Annotated in this window: 21 protein-coding genes and 1 tRNA gene; 19 read left to right on the top strand and 3 right to left on the bottom strand. The window is 66.7% G+C overall.

The annotated features are described in order from the left end of the window. Positions 1-6: 6 nt before the first annotated feature. The 12 genes from LH19_RS16085 (at position 7) to LH19_RS16030 (ending at position 15,977) form a co-directional block, all read left to right on the top strand. On the top strand, positions 7-1,539 hold the full coding sequence (locus tag LH19_RS16085) for an acyl-CoA ligase (AMP-forming), exosortase A system-associated (RefSeq protein ID WP_054730108.1): 1,533 nt from the start codon (positions 7-9) through the stop codon (positions 1,537-1,539). Beyond that, the gene (locus tag LH19_RS16080) at positions 1,536-2,765 is read left to right on the top strand and encodes a pyridoxal-dependent decarboxylase, exosortase A system-associated (protein WP_054730100.1); all 1,230 of its coding nucleotides are present in this window, start codon (positions 1,536-1,538) and stop codon (positions 2,763-2,765) included. The genes LH19_RS16085 and LH19_RS16080 overlap by 4 nt, the downstream gene beginning before the upstream one ends. Before the next feature lie 174 nt (positions 2,766-2,939). Continuing rightward, positions 2,940-3,596: an XrtA/PEP-CTERM system exopolysaccharide export protein gene (locus tag LH19_RS16075; RefSeq protein ID WP_054730096.1), complete on the top strand. Its 657-nt coding sequence runs from the start codon at positions 2,940-2,942 to the stop codon at positions 3,594-3,596. A gap of 51 nt (positions 3,597-3,647) precedes the next feature. Next, positions 3,648-5,195 carry an XrtA system polysaccharide chain length determinant gene (locus tag LH19_RS16070; protein WP_054730093.1) on the top strand — a complete coding sequence of 516 codons (1,548 nt, stop codon included), beginning with the start codon at positions 3,648-3,650 and terminating at the stop codon, positions 5,193-5,195. Between the two features lie 14 nt (positions 5,196-5,209). Then, on the top strand, positions 5,210-6,226 hold the full coding sequence (locus LH19_RS16065) for a P-loop NTPase (protein WP_054733658.1): 1,017 nt from the start codon (positions 5,210-5,212) through the stop codon (positions 6,224-6,226). Next, complete coding sequence (locus tag LH19_RS16060; protein ID WP_054730090.1) at positions 6,226-7,938, top strand: hypothetical protein; 1,713 nt, start codon at positions 6,226-6,228, stop codon at positions 7,936-7,938. The genes LH19_RS16065 and LH19_RS16060 overlap by 1 nt, the downstream gene beginning before the upstream one ends. Positions 7,939-7,959: 21 nt before the next feature. Further along, the gene (locus tag LH19_RS16055; RefSeq protein WP_054730089.1) at positions 7,960-9,363 is read left to right on the top strand and encodes an XrtA/PEP-CTERM system-associated ATPase; all 1,404 of its coding nucleotides are present in this window, start codon (positions 7,960-7,962) and stop codon (positions 9,361-9,363) included. Positions 9,364-9,413: 50 nt separating this feature from the next. Beyond that, complete coding sequence (locus LH19_RS16050; RefSeq protein ID WP_054730087.1) at positions 9,414-10,274, top strand: XrtA system polysaccharide deacetylase; 861 nt, start codon at positions 9,414-9,416, stop codon at positions 10,272-10,274. A 17-nt stretch (positions 10,275-10,291) separates the two neighbouring features. Then, entirely contained in the window at positions 10,292-11,338 is a 1,047-nt protein-coding gene (locus tag LH19_RS16045) for a FemAB family XrtA/PEP-CTERM system-associated protein (RefSeq protein WP_082396342.1), read from the top strand. A 12-nt stretch (positions 11,339-11,350) separates the two neighbouring features. Beyond that, entirely contained in the window at positions 11,351-12,556 is a 1,206-nt protein-coding gene (locus tag LH19_RS16040) for a TIGR03087 family PEP-CTERM/XrtA system glycosyltransferase (protein ID WP_054730084.1), read from the top strand. Continuing rightward, positions 12,556-14,070 (top strand): exosortase A, encoded by a 1,515-nt coding sequence (xrtA, locus tag LH19_RS16035; RefSeq protein WP_054730081.1) that lies wholly within the window; start codon positions 12,556-12,558, stop codon positions 14,068-14,070. Before LH19_RS16040 ends, xrtA begins: the two co-directional genes overlap by 1 nt. Positions 14,071-14,081: 11 nt before the next feature. Continuing rightward, the gene (locus LH19_RS16030) at positions 14,082-15,977 is read left to right on the top strand and encodes an XrtA/PEP-CTERM system amidotransferase (protein WP_054730079.1); all 1,896 of its coding nucleotides are present in this window, start codon (positions 14,082-14,084) and stop codon (positions 15,975-15,977) included. 36 nt (positions 15,978-16,013) lie between these two features. Here LH19_RS16030 and LH19_RS16025 read toward each other — a convergent pair whose 3' ends face one another. Further along, the gene (locus LH19_RS16025; RefSeq protein WP_054730075.1) at positions 16,014-16,442 is read right to left on the bottom strand and encodes a hypothetical protein; all 429 of its coding nucleotides are present in this window, start codon (positions 16,440-16,442) and stop codon (positions 16,014-16,016) included. Positions 16,443-16,522: 80 nt separating this feature from the next. Here LH19_RS16025 and LH19_RS16020 point away from each other — a divergent pair, with 80 nt between their 5' ends. The 7 genes from LH19_RS16020 to LH19_RS15990 all read left to right on the top strand — a co-directional run bounded on the left by LH19_RS16020 (position 16,523) and on the right by LH19_RS15990 (position 20,920). Next, on the top strand, positions 16,523-17,719 hold the full coding sequence (locus tag LH19_RS16020; RefSeq protein WP_054730072.1) for a GNAT family N-acetyltransferase: 1,197 nt from the start codon (positions 16,523-16,525) through the stop codon (positions 17,717-17,719). After that, on the top strand, positions 17,716-18,582 hold the full coding sequence (locus LH19_RS16015; RefSeq protein WP_054730069.1) for a cupin-like domain-containing protein: 867 nt from the start codon (positions 17,716-17,718) through the stop codon (positions 18,580-18,582). The genes LH19_RS16020 and LH19_RS16015 overlap by 4 nt, the downstream gene beginning before the upstream one ends. 192 nt (positions 18,583-18,774) lie before the next feature. Beyond that, positions 18,775-18,993 carry a translation initiation factor IF-1 gene (gene infA / locus LH19_RS16010; RefSeq protein WP_010162480.1) on the top strand — a complete coding sequence of 73 codons (219 nt, stop codon included), beginning with the start codon at positions 18,775-18,777 and terminating at the stop codon, positions 18,991-18,993. 14 nt (positions 18,994-19,007) lie between these two features. Further along, positions 19,008-19,580 (top strand): Maf family protein, encoded by a 573-nt coding sequence (locus LH19_RS16005; RefSeq protein WP_054730067.1) that lies wholly within the window; start codon positions 19,008-19,010, stop codon positions 19,578-19,580. Next, the gene (locus LH19_RS16000; protein WP_054730065.1) at positions 19,573-20,565 is read left to right on the top strand and encodes an Rne/Rng family ribonuclease; all 993 of its coding nucleotides are present in this window, start codon (positions 19,573-19,575) and stop codon (positions 20,563-20,565) included. Before LH19_RS16005 ends, LH19_RS16000 begins: the two co-directional genes overlap by 8 nt. Beyond that, positions 20,555-20,749, top strand: a complete 195-nt coding sequence (locus LH19_RS15995) for a DNA gyrase inhibitor YacG (protein ID WP_054730063.1) — start codon at positions 20,555-20,557, stop codon at positions 20,747-20,749. Before LH19_RS16000 ends, LH19_RS15995 begins: the two co-directional genes overlap by 11 nt. A 95-nt stretch (positions 20,750-20,844) precedes the next feature. After that, positions 20,845-20,920, top strand: a tRNA-Phe gene (locus LH19_RS15990). Positions 20,921-21,045: 125 nt separating this feature from the next. Here the strand turns inward: LH19_RS15990 and LH19_RS15985 are convergent. Further along, entirely contained in the window at positions 21,046-22,404 is a 1,359-nt protein-coding gene (locus LH19_RS15985) for an MFS transporter (protein ID WP_082395791.1), read from the bottom strand. A 142-nt stretch (positions 22,405-22,546) separates the two neighbouring features. Further along, positions 22,547-24,676 carry a TonB-dependent receptor gene (locus tag LH19_RS15980; RefSeq protein WP_054730058.1) on the bottom strand — a complete coding sequence of 710 codons (2,130 nt, stop codon included), beginning with the start codon at positions 24,674-24,676 and terminating at the stop codon, positions 22,547-22,549. Positions 24,677-24,685 lie beyond the last annotated feature (9 nt).

Genomic DNA, 24,685 nt, shown 5'->3' with positions numbered 1-24,685 from the left:
CAGCCGATGACCAAAGCCGCAAAACCGCCCTCGCATCCGATCGATCATCTCGCCCGCTGCGGCGCGCCGGATGCGGCTGCGCTGCTGATCGGCGACAAGGTAACGCGCTTTGCCGAACTCGACGCCGGTGTCGGGCGGCTCGCATCATGGCTGCTCGAACAGGCGGGCGGCCCGGGCGAGCGCGTCGCGAGCTGGAGCGCGAAGACGCGGCTCGCGTGCATGATGCCGCTCGCCGCGGCGCGCGCCGGGCTGATCCATGTGCCGGTGAATCCGCTGCTCAAGGGGGCGCAGGTTGCGCATATCCTTGCCGATAGTGGCGCGAAGCTGCTAGTCACCAACGGTGCACGCGCCGATATGCTCGGCGACACGCGGCTGGATGAATGCGCGGTGCGGGATTTGAAGGTCGCCGAGGAAGTGATTGATTCGGGAGGGCAGGGGTTGCCGCTCTCGCTCGCCGAACCCGACGATCTGGCGGCGATCCTTTATACCAGCGGTTCGACGGGGCGGCCGAAGGGCGTGATGCTGAGCCATGCCAATTTGTGGCTCGGCGCCGAAAGCGTCGCATCCTATCTGAAACTGGCTCCCGAAGATCGTGTGCTTGCGGTGCTGCCGCTGAGCTTCGATTACGGGCAGAACCAGTTGCTCTCGACCTGGTTTGCCGGCGGCGGGGTCGCGCCGCTCGACTACCTCACCCCGCGTGACGTCGTGAAGGCGGTCGCGCGGCACGGCGCGACGACGCTTGCCGGCGTGCCGCCGCTCTGGGTCCAGCTCGTCGAAAGCGATTGGCCTGCCGAAACCGCCGGATCGCTGCGGCGATTGACGAACAGCGGCGGCGCGCTGACGCCTTCGCTGATCGACGCGATGCGGGCGACGTTCCCCAGCGCCGATATCTATCCGATGTATGGGCTGACCGAGGCGTTCCGGTCGACTTATCTCGATCCGAAATTCGTCGCCGACCATCCGACCTCGATGGGCCGCGCGATCCCCCATGCGGAAATTTTGGTGTGCCGCCCCGACGGGACGATCACCGCCGACGAGGAGCCGGGCGAACTCGTCCATTGCGGGCCGCTGGTCGCCAAGGGCTATTGGCAGGACGCGGAGCGGACCGCGCAGCGCTTCAAGCCGGCGCCGCGTGCGTCGCAATATGGCGGCATGGCGGTCTGGTCGGGCGACACGGTGCGCCGCGATGCCAACCATCTCCTTTATTTCGTCGGCCGCGACGATGCGATGATCAAGACCGCGGGCAATCGCGTCAGTCCGACCGAGGTCGAGGATGTCGCGGTGGCTTCGGGGCTTGTCTATGAGGCGGTCGCGTTTGGTATCCCCGACGAGCGGCTGGGCGCCGCGATCATCCTGATCGTGCGCGGCAAGGACGGGGTTGCTGATGGGGAAGGGTTGGCGGCCTATTTGCGCCAGAACCTTCCCAATTTCATGCAGCCGCAGGTGGTCGAATGGCGGGATGAACTGCCGCGCAACCCGAACGGCAAGCTCGACCGGGTCGCGATCGCCGCGGATTGGCGTCAGGAGGTGACGGCATGAAGCCGCACGGTCCGATCCCGCCCGGTTTTACGGCCGACGACGACGGCATGCTGATGATCGGCAGCGACCGCGCCGAGGCGCTGGTCGATGCCGCGGGCGACACGCCGCTGTTCGTCTATGACAGCGCACTGCTGACCGCGCGCGTCGCCGAATGGCGGGCGGCGATGCCCGATAATGTCCAGTTGCATTTCGCGATGAAGGCGAACCCCTATGCGCCGTTACTGGCTTATATGGCGCGGCTGGTCGACGGGTTCGATGTCGCGTCGGGCGGCGAGCTCAAGGCGGCGCTCGCCAGCGGCATGGCGGCGGACCACATCAGCTTTGCCGGGCCCGGCAAGCGCGACCGTGAACTCGAAGCAGCGATTGCGGCGGGCGCGACGCTCAATCTTGAATCGGCGGGCGAAGCGGAACGCGCGCTGTCGATCGGCGCGCGGCTCGGCGTGACGCCGAAGCTCGCGGTACGGGTCAATCCCGACTTCGATCTCAAGGGATCGGGGATGAAGATGGGCGGCGGCGCCAAGCCGTTCGGGGTCGATGCCGATGAGGTGCCGGCGCTGGTGCGCCGCCTGATCGACGCCGGGGCCGATTGGCAGGGCTTTCATATCTTCGCGGGATCGCAGGCACTTGATGCCGCGGCGATCGCCGAGACGCAGGCGCAGACGGTCGCGCTGGCGGCGCGGCTGGCCGACGAGGCCGGCGCGGTGCCGCCGCTCGTCAACCTCGGCGGCGGGATGGGGGTGCCCTATTTCCCCGGCGACAAGGCGGTCGATGCTGCCGCGGTTGGTGCGGCGCTTGCCGAGACGCTCGACGCGCGCGACCGGGCGCTTGAGGACAGCCGCTTCGCGATGGAACTTGGCCGCTGGCTCGTTGCCGAGGCCGGGGTTTATCTGACCCGTGTCGTCGACCGGAAGGTCAGCCATGGCGAGACCTTCCTCGTCACCGACGGCGGGCTCCACCACCAGCTCGCCGCAAGCGGCAATTTCGGGACGGTGATCCGCCGCAACTATCCGATCGCCGTCGCGAACCGCTTCGGCGGCGAGGCGGTCGAGACGGTTTCGGTCGTCGGCTGCCTCTGCACCCCGCTCGACCGCCTCGGCGACCAGGTCGCATTGCCGCGCGCCGATGTCGGCGACCTGATTGCGGTATTTCAGGCCGGTGCCTATGGCGCTTCGGCGAGCCCGGCGACTTTTCTCGGGCAGGGGCCGGCGCGCGAGATGCTCGTCTGATCATTGCAGAATTGTGTCAATACGGCACAGTTTGCGACGGGTGCGGTCCAAACTTATTCCAATACTAACGGTATGTTCACCCTTTTCGAGCATGGCTGATCCTGACGCAATGGCTGTCGTGGTAAGGGGTTGCCCTGCTGCGACGGGGCCAGCCGCTCGAAAGGTGATACGAATATGGCTTGCTTCTCCCCGCTTGGTGCCGCGCGCGCGGCCCTGCTTTCCGGCATCGCCGCGACCGCGCTGACGGGCTGTGCAGGCGGCGTCGGCACGGCACCGCAACTGCCGAGCGCGAGCTTCGTCGCCAATCAGGAAGGGCCGGGCGAGGAATATATCATTGGTCCGCTCGACGAGCTCCAGATCTTCGTGTGGCGCAACCCCGAACTGGGCGGCAAGGTGCAGGTGCGGCCCGACGGGCGCATCACGACCCCGCTGATCACCGACATGCCCGCGGTCGGCAAGACGCCGACGATGCTGCAGCAGGACATCAAGCTGCAGCTCAGCCAATATATCACCGATCCGATTGTCAGCGTGATCGTCACCAGCTTCAACAGCACCTTCTCGCAGCAGGTACGGGTCGTCGGGGCGACCGAAAAGCCCGCATCGATCCCGTTCCGCGCCAATATGACCGTGCTCGACGCGATGATTGCGGTCGGCGGGCTCGGCGAATATGCGGCGGGCAACAAGGCGCGGCTGGTCCGTTACGACAAGGGCAGCGGCAAGCAGCATGAATATGGGCTGCGGCTTAACGACCTGATAAAGCGCGGCGATGTGAAGGCGAACGTCCGTCTGCAGCCGGGTGATGTGATCATCATTCCCGAAAGCATGTTCTGACGCAGCCCGGCGCGCGCCTCCCGATCAACCCCCAAGGACTGACCCCGACCGATGAACAGCCTCTACGACGAATTCCGGGTGGCGCTGCACAGCGTCTGGACGCGCCGCTGGCTGGTGCTCGGCGTCGCGTGGGGGATTTGCATTCTCGGCTGGCTGGCGATCGCGTCGATCCCGAACCGCTATGATTCACGCGCCCGGCTGCTCGTCGACATCAACCAGATCCTGCCCGACGACGGGCAGGCCGGGTCGTTCGGCGGCAATCAGCAAATCGACCAGATCCGCGAAACGCTGACCAGCGCGCGCAACCTCGAAAAGGTTGCGATCACGACCGGCCTGCTTCCGGCGGGTGCCAGCGACCGCGAAAAGGCGGGCGCCGTCGCGATGCTGCAAAAGAATATCAAGGTCGTCCCGCAGCAGCAGAATATCTTCGAGATCACCTCATCTGTCGGGGTCGGCAGCCTGTCCGATGCCGATAATGCGAAGCTCGCGTCGGGGGTTCTCGACAGCCTGATCACCGTGTTCCGCGACGACCAGTTGCGCGGTGGCCGGATGAACGCGCGCGAGGGACTGAAATTCCTCGATTCGCAGATCGCCGACCGCGAAAAGGCGCTGCGCGAGGTCGAAGCGCGCCGCGCCGCCTTCGAGGCGCAGAATATCGGCCTGATCCCCGGCGGCGCCGGATCGCCCGCACAGCGCGTCGATGCAGCACGCGCCGAACTCAACCAGATCGATTCGCAGCTCGTGTCGGCGCAGGCGCAGCTTGCCGCCGCCAACGGCCAGCTCGCTTCGACCCCGGCGACGATCAACGTCCCCGGCATGGGCGGCGTCGGCGGCGGCGTCGCGCGGCAGCAGCTTGCCGGCGCGCAGGGCGAATTGTCGGCGATGCGCGCGCGCGGGCTGACCGACGCGCACCCCGACGTCATCGCGCTCAAGAGCCAGATCGCTTCGCTGAAAGCCATCGCCGATCGCGAAGGTACGGGCGGCGGGGGCGGTGGCAATGCGCAGAACCCGGCCTATGCGTCGCTCGCCGCGATGCGTGCCGAACGTCAGGCGACGGTGAGCGCGCTGTCGTCGCGCAAGGCGCAGCTCACCGGCGACATCGCCAAGATCACGACGCAGCAGATCCAGAACCCCGGCATCGCCGCCGAATATGACCGGATCAACGGCGAATATACCGCGTTCAAGGCGCAATATGACCGGCTGCTCACCCAGCGCGAACAGGTGCGGATGCGCGGCGAGGTGCAGACCGAAACCGACGCGATCAAGATCGAGCTGCTCGACCCGCCGTCGAAGCCGACCAGTCCTGCGGCGCCCAACCGGCCGCTGTTCCTGACGCTCGTGCTGTTCGCCGGCATCGGCGGCGGGATCGCGGTGGCCTTTGGCCTCGGCCAGGTCCGCACCAGCTATGCGACCGCGGCGAAGCTCGAACGTGCGAGCGGATTGCCGGTGATCGGTTCGATCACCGAGGTGGTGACCCCCGAACGTCATGTCGAGCGCAAGAAGCGGCTCGTCTGGCTCGCGGGCGGAGGCGGCGCGCTCGTTGGTCTCTATGTGCTGCTGCTCGTCGCCGAATTTATCCAGCGCGGCATGGTCGCGTGACGGGGGACAAGAAAATGACCGATCAACGCCCCGTCAAGCGCCCGCCCTCGCTCCTCGAACGCGCTGCCGACATGTTTGGTATCGATCCCGCGGCCAATGCGCCGACGATCGACGTGTCGAACCTGCCGCCCGAGCCGGTGAAGAAGGCGAAGAAGCCCAAGGACGAACCGAAGGCGGAAGCGCCCGCGGCCGAAATCCTCGGGCCCGAAGCGCCCGCCGTCGATCCGGCGCCGACGGTTAAGCCGTCGCCGCGCAAGGATATCGCGCGCGCCGCTCCGGCGATCGTGCCGACCCGGCAGGGGCGCATCGATCGCGACCGCCTCGCCGCGCGGGGGATGATCGTTCCCGGTGCGCCGGTGACGGGTATTTCCGAAGAATATCGTATCGTGAAGCGGGAGATCATCCGCAACTTCGCTGGCACCCCGAACCGCCCCGTGGTGCCGCGCGGCCACCGCGTGCTCATCGCCTCGGCTAACCCCGGCGAGGGCAAGACCTTTTCGGCGGTCAACCTCGCGCTCAGCCTCGCCGTCGAGGCCGACCATGATGTGCTGCTGATCGATGCCGATATCGCCAAGCCGAGCGTGCTCGACGCGCTGGGGCTGGAGGACGGTCCCGGCTTGATGGACGCGCTCGCCGATCCGCACCTGCCGCTCGGCGACTGCATGATCCAGACAGACATCGCGGGGCTGAAGGTGATGCCGGCGGGCATGCAGCATATGCATGACACCGAACTGCTCGCTTCGGCGCGGACCGAGGCGCTGCTCGGCCAGCTCGAAGCCGGGGCGCCGGGCCGCATCCTGATCCTCGATTCTCCGCCAGTGCTTGCGGCTTCGCCCGCAGCGGTGCTGGCGGGGCATGTCGGCCAGCTCATCATGGTCGTACGCGCCGACGAAACGCTCGAATCCTCGCTGCGCGACGCGATCGGCCTGATGGGCGCGTGTCCGCATATCCAGCTGCTCCTCAACGGCGTGAAATATTCGCCAGGCGGCCGCCGTTTCGGCACCTATTACGGACAAGGAGGCGCGTCATAATGCGCACCAAAACCACCATGCGTCGTGTGGGGACGCTGGCTGCCTTGCTGCTTGCCGGGACGGCAACGAGCGCGCACGCACAATTTTCGGGCGATCCGGGATCGAGCGGCGATGCGCCGTCGGCGGGTGGCCCTGCTGCATCTTCAAGCGAAGGCGGGCGCAGCGAGGCGCGCGCCGAGCGTCGGCGTGCGAAGAAGCAGGTGAATGTCAGCCCCTATCTCGAGGTCGGACAGGTTCTGTCCGCCGATCTCAAGGGCGACGGGGATGTGCTCACCTATACGACGCTCGCGGCCGGGGTCGACGCGTCGATCGTGACGCGCCGCGCCGAACTCGCGGGCAGCGTTCGCTATGAATATCGCATCGGCGAATCGGGCGGGCTCGGCAATTCGAGCTCGCTGAGCGGTCTTGCGCGCGGCAGGATCGAAGCGGCGCGCGGGCTGAACCTCGAAGCCGGGGCACTCGCGACGCGGACCCGCGCCGATGGTTATGGCGGCGACACCGGCGTCTTCCTGCGCGACGGAACCAACGTCTCCAATCTCTACTCGGTTTATGCCGGCCCGACCTTCGCGCGCCGCATCGGCGGGCTCGACGTCGGGGCGGGTTATCGCTTCGGCTACACCAAGATCGACGTCGACGACCCGACGCCTCCCGGCGTGACGGCGCAGGACATTTTCGACAGCTCGACGAACCATGTCGCGTGGGCCAGCGTCGGGGCCAGGCCCGGCGACCTGCCGTTCGGCTGGCAGGTGTCGGGCGGCTACCAACGCGAGGACGCCAGCCAGCTCGATCAACGGTACGAAGGCAAATTTGCGCGCGCCGACGTGACCGTGCCGATCGGGCCGACGCTCGCGCTGCTCGGCGGTGTCGGCTACGAAGACATCGAAATCGGCCAGCGCGATCCGGTGGTCGATGCGAACGGTGTGCCCGTCCGCGACGCGAACGGCCGCTTCATCACCGACAAGTCCAAGCCGCGCGAGCTGTCCTTCGATACCGACGGGCTGATCTGGGACGCCGGCGTGATGTGGCAGCCGAACCGCCGCACGGCGCTCACCGCGAAGGTCGGCCGCCGCTATGGCGACACCATCTATACCGGCAGCTTCACTTATCGCGCCAACCATGCAACCCTGTCGGTCGGCGTCTATGACGGGCTGTCGAGCTTTGCGCGCGGCCTGTCGAGCGGGCTCGCCGCACTGCCGACCCAATTCGATCCGATCCGCAATCCTGTCGACGGCAGCATCAACCCGTGCGTGTTCGGCGATCAGGGCGGCGGCTGCCTAGCCAATCAGCTCGGCAACACGACCACCGCGCAGTTCCGCAATCGCGGCGTGCAGGCGGTATTTTCATCGCGCCTCGGTGGCTGGAGCTATGGTGTCGGCGCCGGTTACGATCGCCGCAAACTGCTGCTGCCGGGCCTGTCGGCGATTTCCGACCTCAATGGCGTGATCGACGAGAATTATTATCTCTTCCTCTCGGCGGGCCGCCAGCTCGACCGCGATTCCGACCTCACTCTTGCCGCCTATTATAATTATTTCGACAATGGTGCGCCGGGTGCCGCCAATGTCCAGTCGGCGGGCGTTTCGGCCGCTTATTCGCGGCGGCTCTGGCGCGGCCTGACCGGCCACGCCGCGGCCAGCCTGACGGCGTTCGACCAGGAAGGCTTCAACAGCGAACTTATCGGATCGGCGCTTGTCGGCATGCGATACAGCTTCTGATCCGGAACGAAGGATTTAGCGATGTACGATCAGTTTTATGGCTTCACCGGCCGCCCGTTCCAGCTGACGCCTGACCCGCATTTCTATTTCGAGAGCGGCACGCACCGCAAGGCGATGTCCTACCTCGGTTACGGCCTTGCGCAGGGCGAAGGCTTCATCGTCATCACCGGTGATGTCGGGGCGGGCAAGACGACGCTGGTCGGCCATCTGATGAACACGATCGACCCCAATCGCCTGACCGCGGTCAAGCTGGTGTCGACGCAGGTCGAAGGCGACGATTTGCTGCGCCTCGTCGCCGAACAGTTCGGGCTGGAATGGGAAACCGAGAGCAAGGCCGAACTGCTGCGCTCGATGGAGCAATATCTGCGCGAACAGGCCCGCGCCGGGCGCCGCACGCTGCTGATCGTCGACGAAGGGCAGAACCTCGCCATTTCGGCGCTCGAAGAACTGCGCATGCTGTCGAATTTCCAGCTCGGCGGCCATTCGTTGCTGCAAATCTTCCTGCTCGGCCAGCCCGAATTCCGCCAGACGCTGTTCCACTCGCCGACGCTCGAACAGCTTCGCCAGCGGGTGATCGCGACGCACCATCTCGACCCGATGGAGCCCGAGGAAGTCGAGCCCTATATCCTGCACCGCCTCGGCAAGGTCGGCTGGACCGGCAACCCCAGCTTCAGCCCCGACGCGTTCGAGGAGATTTTTGACTATAGCGCTGGCGTGCCGCGCAAGCTCAACGTGCTGGTCAGCCGTCTGCTCCTCTATGGCGCCGTCGAGCAGATGACCAGGATCACCGGGCAGCAGGTCCGCGCCGTCGTCGCCGAGATCGAGGCCGATCGCGGCATCGACGAAGCGGCGCTGACGCCGCTGCCGGTCGAGGATGTCGTCGCACAGGCAGAGGTTGCTGCCGCGCCGATTGCGGCCGCAGTTGCTGAGCCGGACCCTGTGGCGGAACCGAGCGCAGAAATCGAACGGCCGCTCGAATGGCCGCGGGCTTCGGCGGTCTATGACGATGCGCCGGCGGCTCCGGAACGGCCGCCTTTCGCGGGTCCTGCCGACACCTCGCCGCCTGCCTATGCCAGCCCGAGCTTCGCCGAAGCGCGGTCGCTCGTCGCCGAACAGCTCGGCGTTGCGCCTGCGACGGAAGCAGTGGAGACCGGACCGCAAGAGTCGGCCGACATTTTCGAACTCGCGCCTGAAACGGCGATCGAAACTCCGGCGGAAAACCCGGCCGAAACGCCTGTCGCGGTACCCGCCACGGTCGACGCGGCGCATCTGGAAGCGCTGCAACAGCAGATCGCGAGCCTCGAGGAACGGCTGGTCGAGCAGGACGCGGCGCTGCGCCGGGTGCTTGATTTGTTGATCGAATGGGTCGAACGCGATCCGGAGAATGCGCCCAATCCGGCCCGGTCGCAGGTCTGGGCCGCCTGACGTCCATCGCTTGGCCGGAAACGAGCCGGGGCCGATGAAGGTGAGAGACAATGCAGAACGGCCTCTCGGTCGATGTCGAGGACTGGTTCCAGGTCGGCGCCTTTGAGCGCACGATCGACCGCGACGACTGGGACGGCCTCGAATGCCGTGTCGAGGCGAATTGCGACGCGGTGCTGGCTCTGTTCGCCGAGGCTGGCGTGCAAGGCACGTTCTTCACTCTGGGCTGGGTCGCCGAACGCTATCCGGCGCTGATCGGGCGGATTGTTGCCGCGGGGCACGAACTCGCGAGCCATGGCTATGACCACAAGCGCGTCTTCGCGATGACCGCCGAAGAATTCGCCGCCGACCTGAAGAAAACGCAGGCGATCCTGGAAGATATCGGCGGCGTGCCGGTCCGCGGCTATCGCGCGCCGAGCTTCTCGGTCGATCAGCGCACGCCGTGGGCGCACCCGATCCTCGCCGAACAGGGCTATGCCTATTCGTCGAGCGTCGCGCCGGTGGCGCATGATCATTATGGCTGGCCTGCGAGCCCCCGCCATGCGTGGCGTCCGTTGGCCGACAGCGATCTCGTCGAATGGCCGGTGACGACCGCGCGCGTTGCGGGGCGCACGCTCGCGGCGGGCGGCGGCGGCTTCATGCGCCTCTTGCCCTATGGCTTCACGCGCTGGGCGATCACGCGGATGAATGCCGAGGGGCATCCCGCGATCCTCTATTTCCACCCGTGGGAAATCGACCCCGGCCAGCCGCGCGTCGCCGACGCGCCGCTCAAATCGAAGATACGCCATTATAGCGGCTTGTCGGCTATGGCTGGCAAGCTCAAGAAACTGCTCGCCGATTTCGAATGGACGCGCGCCGACGCGCTGTTGCCCGCGCAGCAGCAGCGGGCGCAATCGTGGCGCGCGGCGGCGTGAATGCGCCGAGCGTCCCGATGAAGCCCGGTTTTTCCGGCGCGCCGCTCTCCGATGCGGCCGCGTGGGACGCCTATGTCGCGGCGCACCCCGCCGCGACGCCGTTTCACAGCCGTGGCTGGTGCGAGGCGATCACCCGGGCGACCGGGCATCGCTGTCACTTGGTCACCGCGCGCGATGCGTCCGGAGCGCTGACCGGCATCCTGCCGCTTCATCACGTCCGTTCGCCGCTATTCGGGCAGGCGCTGGTCGGCAGTGGCTTTGCGGTCGATGGCGGCATCCTCGCGAACGATCCGGCGGTGGCCGCCATTCTGGCGCAGGGCGCCGCCGAAATGGCCGCGTCGCTGGCCGTTCCTTCGGTCGAACTGCGCGGCGGAGCGCTGCCTGAAGGCGCCGGCTGGCATCGCGAGGAAGGCGTCTATGCCGGCTTTGCGCGCGATCTTTCCGCCGACGACGAAGCCGAACTGCTCGCCATTCCGCGCAAGCAGCGAGCCGAGGTGCGCAAGGCGCTGGGCGGCGACCTGACCGTCACCACCGGTAACGACACGACCGAGCGGCGCGACCATTACCGCATCTATGCGACGAGCGTGCGCAACCTTGGAACGCCGGTGTTTCCGAAGGCGCTGTTCGACGCAGTGCTCGACGCTTTCGGCGGCGACGCCGACATCTTGACCGTTCGCAGCGACGGGCGGGCGGTGGCGAGCGTTCTCAGCCTCTATTGGCGCGGCACGGTCATGCCCTTTTGGGGCGGCGGCCTTGCCGAGGCGCGCGGGCTGCGCGCCAACGAACTCATGTATTTCGCGCTGATGCGCCATGCGCGCGAACGCGGGTGCACGCGCTTCGATTTCGGCCGGTCGAAGGTCGGCACCGGTCCGTACAGCTACAAGAAGAACTGGGGCTTCGAGCCGCAGCCGCTGGTCTATGCACGCTGGCTCGCGCCCGGCCAAAAGCCGCGCGACACCAATCCGAACAGCGCCAAATACCGGCTGCAGGTCGACCTGTGGAAAAAGCTGCCTCTCTGGGCGGCAAACCGGATCGGCCCGCTGATCGCCCGCGGACTTGGTTAGGTTTCTGGGGTGATGGCCGAAATCCTGTTTCTCGTGCACCGGGCGCCGTGGCCGCCCGATCGCGGCGACCGCATCCGCAGCTGGCATATGTTCGAAGCGCTGGTGAAGCTCGCGCCGGTCCATGTCGCGGCGCTCGCCGACAATGCTGCGGATGCGGCATTGGCGCGCGACAAAATGGCCCCGCTTTGCAAAAGTTTGGCGATCGAAGTGCGTGACGTTTCGCGGCCGGTCGCGCTCGCGCAGGCGTTGCTGCATGGCGAGCCGGTATCGAACCGGCTGTTCCGCAACCTCGCGCTCGCGCACCAAATCGACGACCTGCTGGGTGAGGGCAAGATCAGCCATATCGTCGCCTTCTCGGGCCAGATGGCGCAATATCTGCCGGCCGGCTTCACCGGGCGGGTGATCATGGATTTCGTCGACGTCGATTCGGCCAAGTTCGCGACCTATGCCGAACAGGACGGCCGCCAGCCGCTGAACTGGATTCACCGGCGCGAGGCGAAGAAGCTGGCGGCATTCGAGGCCGATATCGCGCGCGAGGTCGATGCGAGCCTGTTCGTCAGCGAAGCCGAGGCGGCGCTGTTTCGCTCGCGCAGCGGACTGGGCAGCGACAAGGTTCGCGCGGTCGAAAATGGCATCGACACGGCGAAGTTCGACCCGGCGCTGGCGTTAGAGCCCGTCACGGCGGAGCCGGGGCCGCTCGCGGTGTTCACCGGCCAGATGGATTATCGCCCCAATATCGACGCCGTGCGCTGGTTCGCCGAGGACATCTTGCCGCTCGTTCGTCGGCGGCATCCCGCGGCGCGTTTCGCGATCGTCGGCCGTGCGCCGACCGATGAGGTGCGGGCGCTTGAAAAACACGCCGGGGTGATGGTGACCGGCGAGGTTCCCGACGTGCGGCCCTGGCTGGCCGCCGCCGACGCGGTCGTCGCGCCGCTGCTGCTGGCGCGCGGGGTGCAGAACAAGCTGCTCGAGGCGATGGCGATGGCGCGGCCGGTGGCCGCAAGCGCGGCGGCGGCAACCGGCATCGATGCCGTCGCGGGCGAGCATCTGGTCGTTGCCGATGACGCGCAGGCGATGGCCGCAGCGGTTTGCACGCTTTTCGACGATCGGAACGCCGCCGCGACCATGGGGGCGGCGGCACGCGCGCGGATGATCGAGCGTTATGGCTGGGACGCGCGCCTGGCGCCGCTTGGGCAATTGCTCGGGATTGCCGCCTGATGCCGTCCTTGCGCGCCCTCGACCGCCTGCAAGGCTGGTCGCGCTGGCAGCAGCATATCGCGGCGCTGGTCGCCTTGTCGGCGGCGGTTCTCGCACTCTTTTATCGCGACGCGGCCGACATGGCGGGCATCTGGTGGCACAGCTCGACTTTCACCCACTGTCTGCTGATGGTGCCGATGATCGGCTGGCTCGTCGCACAGCGCGTGCCGCAACTCAGGACGTTGACGCCCGCCTTCTGGTGGCCGGCGCTGATCTGGATCGCCGGGGCCGGATTCGTCTGGCTCGTCGGCGAAGCGGCAGGCGTCGGGCTGTTCCGGCAGGTCGGGCTGGTCCTGATGCTGCAGGGCGTGGTCGCGGCGACGCTCGGCGAGAAGCTGGTGCGCGGGCTGCTCTTTCCGCTCGGCTATGCGCTGCTGCTGGTGCCGTTCGGCGAGGAACTGGTGCCGATGCTCCAGACGTTCACCGCGCACATCAGCGTCATCCTGCTCCACCTGTCGGGGATCGCCGCCGAGATGCAGGGGGTGTTCGTCACGACGAAGGCCGGCTTCTTCGAGGTCGCGGAGGAGTGTTCGGGGGTCAATTTCCTGATCGCGATGCTCGCCTATTCGGTGTTTGCGGCGCATCTCTGCTTCCGGAGCTGGACGCGGCGGATCGTTTTCGTTGCGCTGGCGCTGGCGACGACGATCATTGCCAATGCGCTGCGCGCCTATGGCACGATGGTCGCGGCCGAGATCTGGGGGATCGAGGCGGCGGGCGGTATCGACCACATCTTTTACGGCTGGATATTCTTCGGTCTGGTCATCCTGCTCGTGATGTTCGTCGCGTGGCGCTGGTTCGATCGTCCCGCGAACGATGCCGCGGTCGATATCCGCGGGCTCGATGGACTGCCGCGCTTTTCCGGGCCCGCCAAGGCCGTGCTGCCCGCCGCTCTTGCGCTGCCGCTCCTCTTCCTCGGCTGGGCGGTGCTGGTCGGCGGCCGGTCGGCGCCGCTGCCGGGCACGATGGCGGTCGAAACGCCTGCGGGTTGGGCCGGGACGCTGGCGACGGGAACGCCATGGGCACCGCGTTACGATGGCGCCGACGAGCGGCTGATGCGGCACTTCACCGATGCCAGGGGTCGCCGGGTGACCGTCGCGATCGGCGGTTATGAGCGGCAGGCCGAAGGACGCGAAGTCGTCGCCTTCGGACAGGGCGCGGTCGATCTCGACAGCAAATGGGCGTGGAGCGCTCCGCTGCCGCCGGTCGATGGCGGAAAGACGGAGCGGCTGCTCCACCCGGGCCCGGTGCTGCGCGACGCGGCCACCTGGTACGTCGTCGGCGGCGAGGCGACGGGCAGTCCGCGCCGCGCCAAACTCGCCGGATTGCAGGCGCGCCTGCTCGGAGGCGACCCGCGCGCGCTGTCGCTGATCGTATCGAGCGAGGCGGGGCAGGGCGGGCGCGAGGCCATCGCCGATTTCGTGTCGGCGTCGGGCGGCGCGCAGGCAATGGCTGACCGCGCGCTCGAAACCCGCTAAGCGACGACGATATGTGTGGGATCGCAGGCATCTATCATCTCGAAACGGCGAAGCCGGTCGATCCGGCGCGGCTGCGCGCGATGCTCCATCCGATGGCGCATCGCGGGCCCGACGGCGCGGGTGAATGGACCGCGCCCGGCGTCGGCCTTGCGCATCTGCGCCTGTCGATCATCGATATCGAGGGTAGCCCGCAACCGATGGCCAGCGACGACGAGGCCGTTACGCTGACCTATAACGGCGAAATCTACAATTTCCGTGAGCTCCGCACCGAACTTGAAGATCGCGGTTATCGCTTTCGCACCAGCGGCGATACCGAGGTGATCATCGCGGCGTGGCGCCAGTGGGGCGTCGATTGCCTGTCGCGACTCAACGGGATGTTCGCGTTCGCGATCCACGATCATGCGCGGGGCTGCCTGTTCCTCGCGCGCGACCGGCTGGGGGTGAAGCCGCTCCACCACGCGCGCCTGTCGGACGGTTCGGTGGCGTTCGCATCCGAACTCAAGGGGCTGCTGCGGCACCCGTTGCTGCGGCAGGAAGCGAACCTCAGCGCGATCGAGGATTTCCTCGCGCTCGGTTATGTGCCCGACGATAATTGCATCGTCGCGGGAGTGCAGAAATTGCCCGCGGGCCATTATCTGCTGCTCGAACGCGGCAAGCCGGTTCCGGCGCCGACGCGCTGGTGGGCGCCCGATTTTTCGAAGCGTATCCGCGCCAGCGAAGACGAAGCCGCCGAACATCTTGTCCATCTGATGCGCGCCGCGGTGACCGACCGCTTGGTTGCCGACGTGCCGCTCGGCGCCTTTCTGTCGGGCGGGGTCGATTCGAGCGCCGTGGTCGCGCTGATGGCGGAGGCGAGCGCGAAGGCGGTCAAGACCTGCACCATCGGGTTCGACCAGGCCGCGCTCGACGAAACCGCCTATGCGCAGCAGATCGCCGAGCGGTTCGCCACCGATCATCGCACCCGTACCGTCGCGGCGGGCGACTTCGCGCTCGTCGATCATATCGCCGACATGTTCGACGAGCCCTTCGCCGACGCCAGTGCGTTGCCGACGTATCGCGTGTGCGAACTCGCGCGTGAAGAGGTGACAGTTGCGCTGTCGGGTGACGGCGCCGACGAGGCCTTTGCGGGCTATCGTCGCCTCGTTTTCCAGCATCAGGAAGAGCGGCTGCGCGGGCTGATTCCGGGATTCCTGCGGCGCGGCGTGCTCGGGCCGCTGGCGCGTGTCTGGCCGCAGATGGACTGGGCTCCGCGGCCGCTGCGCGCGCGCGCGACGCTCGCCAGCCTGTCGAAGAGCGGCGCCGAAGGCTATGCCGAAGCGGTCGGGGTCACCGGCCCCGACCAGCGCGTGCGCCTGTTCAACGATGCCGCGAAGCACGCGCTCGGCGATCATGTCGCCGAGGCGCGATACTGGCGGGCGATGGCCGAGGCGCCGGCGCGCGAGGCGCTCGACCGCGCCCAATATGCGGACATGATGATCTGGCTGCCCGGCGACATTCTGACCAAGACCGACCGGATGAGCATGGCAGTCAGCCTTGAGGCCCGCGAGCCCTTGCTCGATTACCGCCTGATCGAGTTTGCAGCGAGCCTGCCGGCATCGATGCGGGTGAAGGGCGGGACGGGCAAGGCGATCCTCAAGCAGGCGATGGAGCCCTATCTGCCGCACGACATTCTCTATCGGCCCAAGATGGGGTTCGTGACGCCGGTGTCGCACTGGTTCCGCGGCCCGCTCGTCGATGCTGCCAAAGGCCTCGCGACCTCGTCGACCCTCGCGCGGTCGGGGTGGTTCGACATGGCCGAGATCGAGCGGATCGTTGCCGCGCACCAGTCGGGACGCCGCGATCACGGGCGGCTGATCTGGCAATTCTTCATGCTGGAAAAGTCGTTGGCCAAGCTGTTCGGGATTTGAGGCGCTCGTTTGCGGACGCGAAAATCGCGTCCGGGATTAACTGTCGTTCGATATCGGCCCCGGTTCGTCGGCGATCTCGAAGCGACCTCGCGCTAGATCGATCTTCGACGTATCCTCCGGGCCGACCGCATATCCTTCCAAAAGCGCGATGCCGTCTCGCAGATGAAGGATGATTCCGAGCCCATATGCCAGCCCCACGACGTTGATCCAGACATTGTTCTGCGAAGATCGCTGTTTCGGGTCTGCGCCGTCTTGTCGGGGCGCGCGTTGCAACTCCGTGAAGAAACCGCCGCCGGTATTGACGCGCGACAGCACGTCACCGCGAAGCAAAAGCGGATCGACCACGCTGGCCCATTCGGCCGATTCCGTCCGGACAGCATCCAGTGCGGCGAGTTCGAGGGGTGTCATTTTCATGGAGAGGCAACATAGCGCATCGCCGAAACGCTGCAATTGGGCGCCAACCATAGGTCTGAGCCCGATAGAGCGGGAAAGGCGCATCGAAATTGCCACCCATCCTTAACGCTTCGCTGCTAGGCTCGCTGCCGATGACGGTCCATCCCGCCTTTCCGATCAACGGCGTCGCCGTGCCCGCCGACGCCGCGCCGCTGACGGTGCGTGTCGTCGATCCGCTGGCGCTGTCGCCGCCGCTTGCCGAGGCGTGGGACCGGCTGGCGGCGGAAGCGAGCGAGCCGAATCCCTTTGCCGAGCGCTGGTGCCTGCAGTCGGCGCTGCACCTGCTCGACCCAGATCGCCGTGCGCGCCTCATCCTCGTCCGCGATGGCAGCGATGGCCCGGTGATCGGCGTGATGCCGCTCGCCCCTGCCGCCCATTACGGCCGCCTGCCGCTGCGCCATGTCGATGGCTGGGCGCATCCCAATCATTTCCACGGCGCGCCGCTGGTTCGCGCCGGGTTCGAAAATCTTTTCTGGTCCATCCTGCTCGGCTGGTGCGATGCGGCGCCATGGGCGAAGACCCTGCTGCACCTGCCGCGGCTGACCGAGGACGGGCCGCTCCACCGCGCCCTCATCGACGTCGTCCGGATGCGGGGCGGTGAGGTCGAGGTGGTCCACCGCGAGGAACGCGCGCTGCTCGAAAGCGACCTGTCGCCCGATGCCTATTGGGAGGCGGCGGTTCGCGGCAAGAAACGCAAGGAACTCCGGCGGCAGGCGAACCGGCTGGCCGAGCAGGGCGCGGTTGCGTTCCGCCGCTGGCAGGCCGGCGAGCCGCTCGATCCGTGGATCGACGCCTTTTTGGATCTCGAAGCACGCGGCTGGAAAGGGCGGGCGGGATCGGCGCTCGCGAGCCATGGCGATACCGAGGCATGGTTCCGCGCGATCCTCACCGGCGCGGCCGACGCCGGCAAGCTCGACCTCCGCGCGCTCGATCTCGACGGCCGGCCGCTCGCGATGCTCGTCAATTTCCTCTGCCCGCCGGGCGGCTTCTCGTTCAAGACCGCCTTCGACGAGGATTATGCGCGCTTCTCTCCCGGCGTGCTGCTCCAGCAGGCCAATCTCGACCTGCTCGAAGACGGCCGGATCGCCTGGGTCGATAGTTGCGCCGCGCCGGGCCATCCGATGATCGACAGTGTGTGGCGCGAACGCCGCCACCTCCTGTGGGTCAATGTGCCATTGTCCGGCGCCGCCGACCGCCTGCGCTTCACCATTCTCACGAAACTCGAACGCGGCTGGCGGCGCTGGAAGCGCCCGGCCCCCGCTGCTGAAGAACCACAGGACCCCGCATGACCATGCACCAGCCGATTGCCCGCACCGTCTTTCCCGCCGAAACGCTGGACCGGATGGAGGAACTTTATCCGCGGCAGGCGGGGCTGCTTCATCACGGCCTGCGCGATCACCCGTTGCTGTCGCTGGAGGCGCTCGCGGCACTTGGCGAAGGGCTGCCGGCGGGACAGGTCGAATATAATCCCGGCGACGTGCCGATCGGCATTCTGCCCGAGGATGTGCCGTCGAACGGCCTGTCGATCGGCGAGACGATCCGCACCATCGACACCAACCGCAGCTGGGCGGTGCTCAAGAATATCGAGAGCGAGGAGGCCTATCGCACCCTGCTCATGGACCTGCTCGGCGAACTCAAGGATGTCGTCGAGCCGCGCACCGGTGCGATGCTGACGCCGCAGGGTTTCGTATTCATCTCCTCGCCCGGATCGATCACGCCATTCCACTTCGATCCCGAACATAATATCCTGCTGCAACTTCGGGGCACGAAGGTGATGAACGTCTGGCCCGCCGGCGACGAACGCTTCGCGCATCGCCGCGAGCATGAGCGCTATCACACCGGGGGACATCGCAACCTGCCGTGGGACGAGGCCTATCGCGAAGGCGCGCAACAGGTGCCGCTCGCCCCCGGCGACGCGGTGCTGATGCCGGTGATGGCGCCGCACTTCGTCGCCAATGGCGACGCCCCGTCGATCTCGCTGTCGATCACCTGGCGCAGCGAATGGAGCTACCGCGAATCCGAAGCGCACGCCGCCAACGCGGCGCTCCGCCGCATGGGGCTCGATCCGGCGATGCCGCCGCGCTGGCCGAGCTATGCCTGGGCGAAGACGGTCGGCTGGCGGGTCGCGCGCAAGCTGCGGCTCGTCGAGTGACGCCTAATCCTTGCGGCACCGGCCCGCTCCCCCACCCAGCCTCCCTGGTTTACTATCGTGGGGAGGCCGGGTGGGGGAGCGGGCCGGTGCCGTTGCACGATAGTGCCAAACATCAGGCCACAGATTGCTTCCCATCGGCGCGTTTTGGAGCTATGGGCGCCCATCTTTATATTTCGAGCCCATAGAGGATTGATGGCGAAAGAAGAACTTCTGGAAATGCGCGGCCAGGTGGTCGAACTGCTGCCCAACGCGATGTTTCGCGTCAAACTGGAAAACGACCACGAGATTCTGGGCCACACGGCCGGCAAGATGCGCAAGAACCGCATCCGCGTTCTCGTGGGCGACGAAGTGCTCGTCGAACTCACCCCCTATGACCTGACCAAGGGTCGGATCACCTATCGCTTCAAGTGAGCGGCGCGGCGACTATGCCCGTGCTCGTTCTGGCTTCGACTTCGCCGCGCCGGCGTGAATTGCTGGCGCGGATCGGCGTGATTCCGGCGCGCATCGCGTCACCCGACATCGACGAAACGCCGCGCAAGGGCGAGCTGCCGCGCGCCTATGTCGCCCGGCTTGCCGAGGGAAAGGCGCTGGCGATCGAACGCGCGCCGCACGAGGTCGTGCTCGCCGGCGACACCACGGTTGCGGTCGGGCGCCGCATCCTCGAAAAACCCGCCGACGAGGCCGATCTTCGCCGCATGCTTGGGCTGTTGTCGGGCCGGCGGCACCACGTCTGGTCGGGGCTGTGCGTCGTCGGCACCGACGGCCGGGCGCGGGTGCGCGTCGTCGATACGATCGTCGCGTTCAAGGCGCTGAGCGCCGCCGAGATCGACTGGTATGTCGAAAGCGGCGAAGGGATGGGCAAGGCGGGCGGCTATGCGATCCAGGGTCGCGCCGAGACCTTTGTCCGCTTCCTGTCGGGCAGCCATAGCAACGTCGTCGGCTTGCCGATGTTCGAAACGGCGACGCTCCTCGCCAGCGCCGGAATCGCACTTGGCTGAGTGGCTGTACGAAGCCGGGATCGGCGAGGCACGCGCCGCGCTCGTCGAGGATGGCGAAATCATCCAAGCCCGCATCGAGCGCGACGGCGACGGTCCGCGCGTCGGCGCGGTCGTCGCGGCGCGGCTGGTCGAGGCGGGACGGGGTGGCAAGGGCGCGCTCGTCGTGCTCGACTGGCCCGGCGAACCGCAGGCGACGCTTGCCGCGGTGCCACCCGCAACGTCGACCGGCGCGCGGCTGGTCGTCGAAATCACCCGCATGGCGCTTCGCGAACGCGGCCGCGACAAACCGGCGCGTGCGGTGCTGGCGGAGCCGGACACGCCGCTAGCCGACGGGCCGGACCTGCGCGCGCGCATTGCGGCGAGCGGTGTTGCGGTTACCGAAGTGCGGCCGACCGGCCCCGACCTGCTCGAACAGGCGGGCTGGTCGGAACTTGTCGACCGCGTTCGCGCCGGACACTGGCCGTTTGCCGGCGGCGCGCTGTGGGTCGATGCAACCCCGGCGATGGTGCTGATCGACATCGACGGCGACGGCGACGCGCTGGCGCTCGCCAAGACCGGGGGGAAAGCGGCCGCCGCCGTTATTCGCTGCTGCGATATCGGCGGGTCGATCGGGATCGATTTCCCGTCCTTGCCTGACCGGACGGGACGCCTTGCGATCGACGCGCTTGTCGACGCGGCGCTGCCGCCACCGTTCGAGCGCACGGCGGTCAACGGCTTCGGCCTCATGCAGATCATCCGCCGCCGCGAGCGGCCGTCGCTTATCGAACAGATAAGGCTCGATCCGGTTGCGACCGATGCCGCGCTGCTGCTCCGGCAGGCCGAACGTGCAGGCGGGACGGGAATGCTCCGGATCACTGCGCGTCCGGCGGTCATCGATCATATCGCGGCGAACCCGGCGTGGATCGATGCGTTGCAGACACGGACCGGACGGCGCGTCGAACTTGCCGGCGATGCCACGATCAAAGGAGCGGGCCATGCCCAGTGAAGCCGGCACGAAGCGCCGCAATTGCCCGCTGTGCGGGGCGCCGCGCGACGAAGAATATAAGCCCTTCTGCAGCCGCGGTTGCCGCGACCGCGACCTCCTGACCTGGTTCGGTGAAGGCTATCGCGTGCCGGTCGACCAGCCGCCCGACGGCACCGCCGACGACGATCGTTTCGACGAGGGATGACCGGCGAAAAAAGCGGTCACAAAGCCACTGGACAGGATCGAAAGCCCTGCCTATAGCCGCCGCTCGCAGCGCGGCCGACCGGCCGCAGCGGCCTTGCCCGGGTAGCTCAGTTGGTAGAGCATGCGACTGAAAATCGCAGTGTCGGCGGTTCGATCCCGTCCCCGGGCACCATCTTTTACTCCCGCTCTGCAAAATACGCCCGACAGCCATTTGCGGCGCCGCGGCCCGAATGCCGACGCACGGCGTTAGCCGTGCGCGGCGAGTGCGTCGCGGTCCGCTAATCCAGCGGCGGGAAGTCAGCCGCGGATCGCAGCGATCGTCGTGACGAACGGACGACGCGCCATCGACATAAGGATCGCGGCCACGATCCATGCCGGCAGGCCGACGAGGACCATGGCGGTCAGCAGCCCCCGATCGGGATCGAGCAGGCCCGACATGGCACCGACGATCATCGGGGCGAGGCCGGTCGCGATCGCGCCGGAGATGCCGAGCAGCGACAGCAGGCGCGAGCGCAGGTGGGGCGGCGACAGTTGCTGCAAGACACCGGGCATCAGCGCGCCCGTCGCGAGTAGCAGTGCGACCTGGACGCCGACCGCGGCATAGATTTGCCACGGCTGCCAAGCGAACAGGATGAACAGGGTCGGCAGGCTGGCAACCGTCAGATAGAAGCGGGCTGTCCGCAGGGGCTTGAGGTCGGCGTCGCCGCGCAGCAGCTTGATGCCGATCGGCGCCATGATCAGGCCGGCGATCGAGCCCACCCCCATCGCGATTCCGAGCTGGACGCCGACCGACGCCGCATCGATCCCCTCGAAGGCACGCGGCATCGCGACGGGCAACCAGGCACCCACCGCGCCAAGCGGGAGGCTGTAGGCAAAGATGGCGCCGTAAATACATGCGATCGCGCGCCAGTGCTCGCGGAGGAAGGGCAGGATATTGTTCAGGGCGGGTTCGCCCTCCGCAGCGACGCGGCCTGAATTGCTCGTCATCCGGATCGTCGACAGCAGCAGGACAAAGAGCGGTCCGGGGGCGGCGACAAGGATCAGCGCGACCCGCCAGCTATCCATGCTCGCAAAGAACGCCGGCAGGGAGCCGTGGTTCGTCTCGAGCAGGTCCAGCGTCACGCCGCCCAGCGCGAGGCCCAGCGCGGCGCCCAGCAGGGCGACGGCGAAGAAGATGAAATTGGCGGTGTTGCGCTGGCGTTCGGGGAACAGGTCGGGCAGCATCGAGAAGATGACCGGGGTCAGCGCCGCCTCGCCGATCGCAATGCCTGCTGCGGCCGCGAAAATCCCCGTGAAACTTGTCTGGAATGCGCAGGCTGCGGTCGAGATCGACCAGACCATGATGCAGCAGCCGAGGACGAGGCGGCGACCGAAGCGATCGGAAAGCCAGCCGATCGGATAGGCGGCGAGGCTGGCGAAGAAGGCGAAGCCAAGGCCTTGCAACATGCCGAGTTGCAGGTCGCTGATATTGAGATCGCGTTGCAACGACGGTGCGATCAGGTTGATGATCTGCCGGTCGACGAAGGCGAACAGGGTGGTGCCGATCAGGATCGCGAGCGCATACCATGCCGACGCGGGCGCTTTCGCCCCCGCGCCGTCCGCATGATCGCCGGCTTTTGTGGCGGCGGGCATTTCGGAGTGAGCCAAACCGGTCATGACGAGAGTTTGCCCCACGTATCCGCATCGCTCGCCGACTGCTTCATGCCTTCGCCTTCCTCATCGTCTGTGCTCGTCCAGCTTTAGCAGATGCAGCGGGTCCGTGTGGTGGGGAACCGATGCCGGATGACATTATCCCTGTTCAGAATCGCCCGCTCGCGCTGATTCCGATCACGCGCGGACGCTGTTCGACATTTTCGGAGAAGAGCGAGAAGGGGCCGATGATGACCGGCGCATCCTCGTCGAACAGGTTGTTCGCGAACAGCGCGACCTCGACCGGGCCTGCGGCCACGCCGACGCGCAGATTGACGATGTCGCGGCGCGGCCGTTCGATTACCGGGACCGGCTGATTGCGGAGGGTGAACTGGCCCTTGCCGGCATGCTGGTAATCGACGCGGAAGATGCCGGTGACATTGTCCGAAAGCTGCGGGCGATAGTCGAACGAAGCCGACCAGCTGTTGCGTACCGCCGCGTCGACCGGATCGCCGGGCGCCTTGTCGGCGGTCGCTTCGTCGAACTTCAGGTTGTTCCAGCCATAGGTTGCGGACAGCGTCAGGTCCCGCACCGGGCGCACGGTCGCCGAAAGGTCGACGCCCCAGCCCGACACATGCCCCGAATTGTTGATGATGATGACCACGCCGCCGGGAGCGAAATTGTTCGACTGCACGTCCGACCATAGGCTGCGATAGACGCTGGCGTCGAGGATCAGCTTGTTCCCGAACAACTGATGCTTGGTGCCCAGTTCATAGGTCCAGATCTTGTCGGGCTCGTACGACGGGGGAACGTCGATGATGCCGCCGCCAGCCGAGGTCTGGTTGAAGCCGCCGCTGCGAAAGCCCTTCGCGACATTGGCATAGACCATCGAGTTGGGCGTGAATTCATAGCTGACGTTGACGCGCGGATTGACCGTTTCGAACGTCGCGTCGCCGGTATCGGTCGTCGTGAGGCCGAAGTTGGTGCTGCGCACGTCGCGCTGCTTGTGTTCGCGATAATAGCGCACCCCGACGATGGCCTTCAATTGCGGTGTAAAGGCGTAATTCGCCTCGCCGTAAAGGGTGAAGGCCTTGTTCTCGCGGAAATCGTCGCTGGCGATGATCGCAAAGGGGAGCGAGCCGGGCGCGGTGAACGTCCCGCCATATTGGTGAATGTTCGTGCTGTTGTACGACGCCCCGAACTGCCAGCCGAGCGGCCCGTCGCTCTGCGATGCCAGCCGTATTTCGCTGTTGAAGATTTCATAGTCGGTCGTCGCGACGATCCCGATCTGGTCGATGAAGCCGGGCGGCAGGCCGAAACCGCCCACGAGGACGGGGACGAAGGCGTCCGAAATATCGAATTGTGTCACATTGCGCCGGTCGATCCAGCTTGCCGAAGTGGTGAGTTCGGCGAAATCGAGATCATAGCCGATCTTGCCCTGAACGAGCGTGTAGCGATCGCGTAGCGGTGAGGGGAGGACGGCGCTCGTTTGATAATTGCGGCCATTGTCCTGATTGGCCTGATCGATTTTTTGGTAGAGGCCCATCAGCGACAGCGAGAAACGGTCGGTCGGCTGCAACAGGAAGCTGCCGCGCACTGTATAGATATCCGCCGAGTTTACGTTGTTTTCGCCGGTCGTGACATTGTCGATGAACCCGCCGATGCGTTCGTAACCGGCGACCAGGCGGATGCCCGCGACGTCGGTGGTGAGCGGCAGGTTGAGGACACCGACGGCCTTGTAATTGTCGGCGCCATAACGCGTCGTCGAATATTCGCCGTTGAACGACCCGCTCACCGCGTCGAGCCGCGGCGCCGCCGGAATATAGCGGATCGTTCCGCCCATCGACCCCTGTCCATAAAGCGTCGCTTGCGGGCCGCGCAGGACCTCGACGCGTTCGAGGTCGAGCATCCGGACATTGAATCCGTCGCTGATCGTATCGAGCGCGAGAGGGGTTTCGTCAAAATAGACGCCCACCGTCGACGAACCGATCGTGGTCGCGATGCCGCGGAGCTGGACGGTCGAGCGGCCGGCGCCGGTTTCATAGGTCGAAAAGCCCGGGACCGAATATTGCAGGTCCTTGAGGTCGGTCGTCCCGCGAGCTGCAAGCTCGTCGCCACTCACCGCGCTGACCGACAGCGGAACATCCTGCAGCCGCTGCTTGTAACGCTGCGCGGTGACGATGATGTCGCCCGGCAGGCTGTCGGTGCTTTCGGCGACGCCGCTGACGGTGTCCTGCGCATAGGCGGCTACCGGAAGCAGAGCTGTGCCCGCCATCAAGGCTGCGATCCACTTGGTCATTAAAATACT

Source organism: Sphingopyxis macrogoltabida, from assembly GCF_001314325.1.
Classification (GTDB): Bacteria; Pseudomonadota; Alphaproteobacteria; order Sphingomonadales; family Sphingomonadaceae; genus Sphingopyxis; species Sphingopyxis macrogoltabida.
This window is presented reverse-complemented; position numbering and strand designations above follow the sequence as displayed.

Coding starts and splice junctions, on each gene's coding strand:
- LH19_RS16085 (WP_054730108.1), top strand. CDS start 7: ATGACCAAAGCCGCAAAACCGCCCTCGCATCCGATCGATCATCTCGCC.
- LH19_RS16080 (WP_054730100.1), top strand. CDS start 1,536: ATGAAGCCGCACGGTCCGATCCCGCCCGGTTTTACGGCCGACGACGAC.
- LH19_RS16075 (WP_054730096.1), top strand. CDS start 2,940: ATGGCTTGCTTCTCCCCGCTTGGTGCCGCGCGCGCGGCCCTGCTTTCC.
- LH19_RS16070 (WP_054730093.1), top strand. CDS start 3,648: ATGAACAGCCTCTACGACGAATTCCGGGTGGCGCTGCACAGCGTCTGG.
- LH19_RS16065 (WP_054733658.1), top strand. CDS start 5,210: ATGACCGATCAACGCCCCGTCAAGCGCCCGCCCTCGCTCCTCGAACGC.
- LH19_RS16060 (WP_054730090.1), top strand. CDS start 6,226: ATGCGCACCAAAACCACCATGCGTCGTGTGGGGACGCTGGCTGCCTTG.
- LH19_RS16055 (WP_054730089.1), top strand. CDS start 7,960: ATGTACGATCAGTTTTATGGCTTCACCGGCCGCCCGTTCCAGCTGACG.
- LH19_RS16050 (WP_054730087.1), top strand. CDS start 9,414: ATGCAGAACGGCCTCTCGGTCGATGTCGAGGACTGGTTCCAGGTCGGC.
- LH19_RS16045 (WP_082396342.1), top strand. CDS start 10,292: ATGAAGCCCGGTTTTTCCGGCGCGCCGCTCTCCGATGCGGCCGCGTGG.
- LH19_RS16040 (WP_054730084.1), top strand. CDS start 11,351: ATGGCCGAAATCCTGTTTCTCGTGCACCGGGCGCCGTGGCCGCCCGAT.
- xrtA (WP_054730081.1), top strand. CDS start 12,556: ATGCCGTCCTTGCGCGCCCTCGACCGCCTGCAAGGCTGGTCGCGCTGG.
- LH19_RS16030 (WP_054730079.1), top strand. CDS start 14,082: ATGTGTGGGATCGCAGGCATCTATCATCTCGAAACGGCGAAGCCGGTC.
- LH19_RS16025 (WP_054730075.1), bottom strand. CDS start 16,442: ATGGTTGGCGCCCAATTGCAGCGTTTCGGCGATGCGCTATGTTGCCTC.
- LH19_RS16020 (WP_054730072.1), top strand. CDS start 16,523: ATGACGGTCCATCCCGCCTTTCCGATCAACGGCGTCGCCGTGCCCGCC.
- LH19_RS16015 (WP_054730069.1), top strand. CDS start 17,716: ATGACCATGCACCAGCCGATTGCCCGCACCGTCTTTCCCGCCGAAACG.
- infA (WP_010162480.1), top strand. CDS start 18,775: ATGGCGAAAGAAGAACTTCTGGAAATGCGCGGCCAGGTGGTCGAACTG.
- LH19_RS16005 (WP_054730067.1), top strand. CDS start 19,008: ATGCCCGTGCTCGTTCTGGCTTCGACTTCGCCGCGCCGGCGTGAATTG.
- LH19_RS15995 (WP_054730063.1), top strand. CDS start 20,555: ATGCCCAGTGAAGCCGGCACGAAGCGCCGCAATTGCCCGCTGTGCGGG.
- LH19_RS15985 (WP_082395791.1), bottom strand. CDS start 22,404: ATGACCGGTTTGGCTCACTCCGAAATGCCCGCCGCCACAAAAGCCGGC.
- LH19_RS15980 (WP_054730058.1), bottom strand. CDS start 24,676: ATGACCAAGTGGATCGCAGCCTTGATGGCGGGCACAGCTCTGCTTCCG.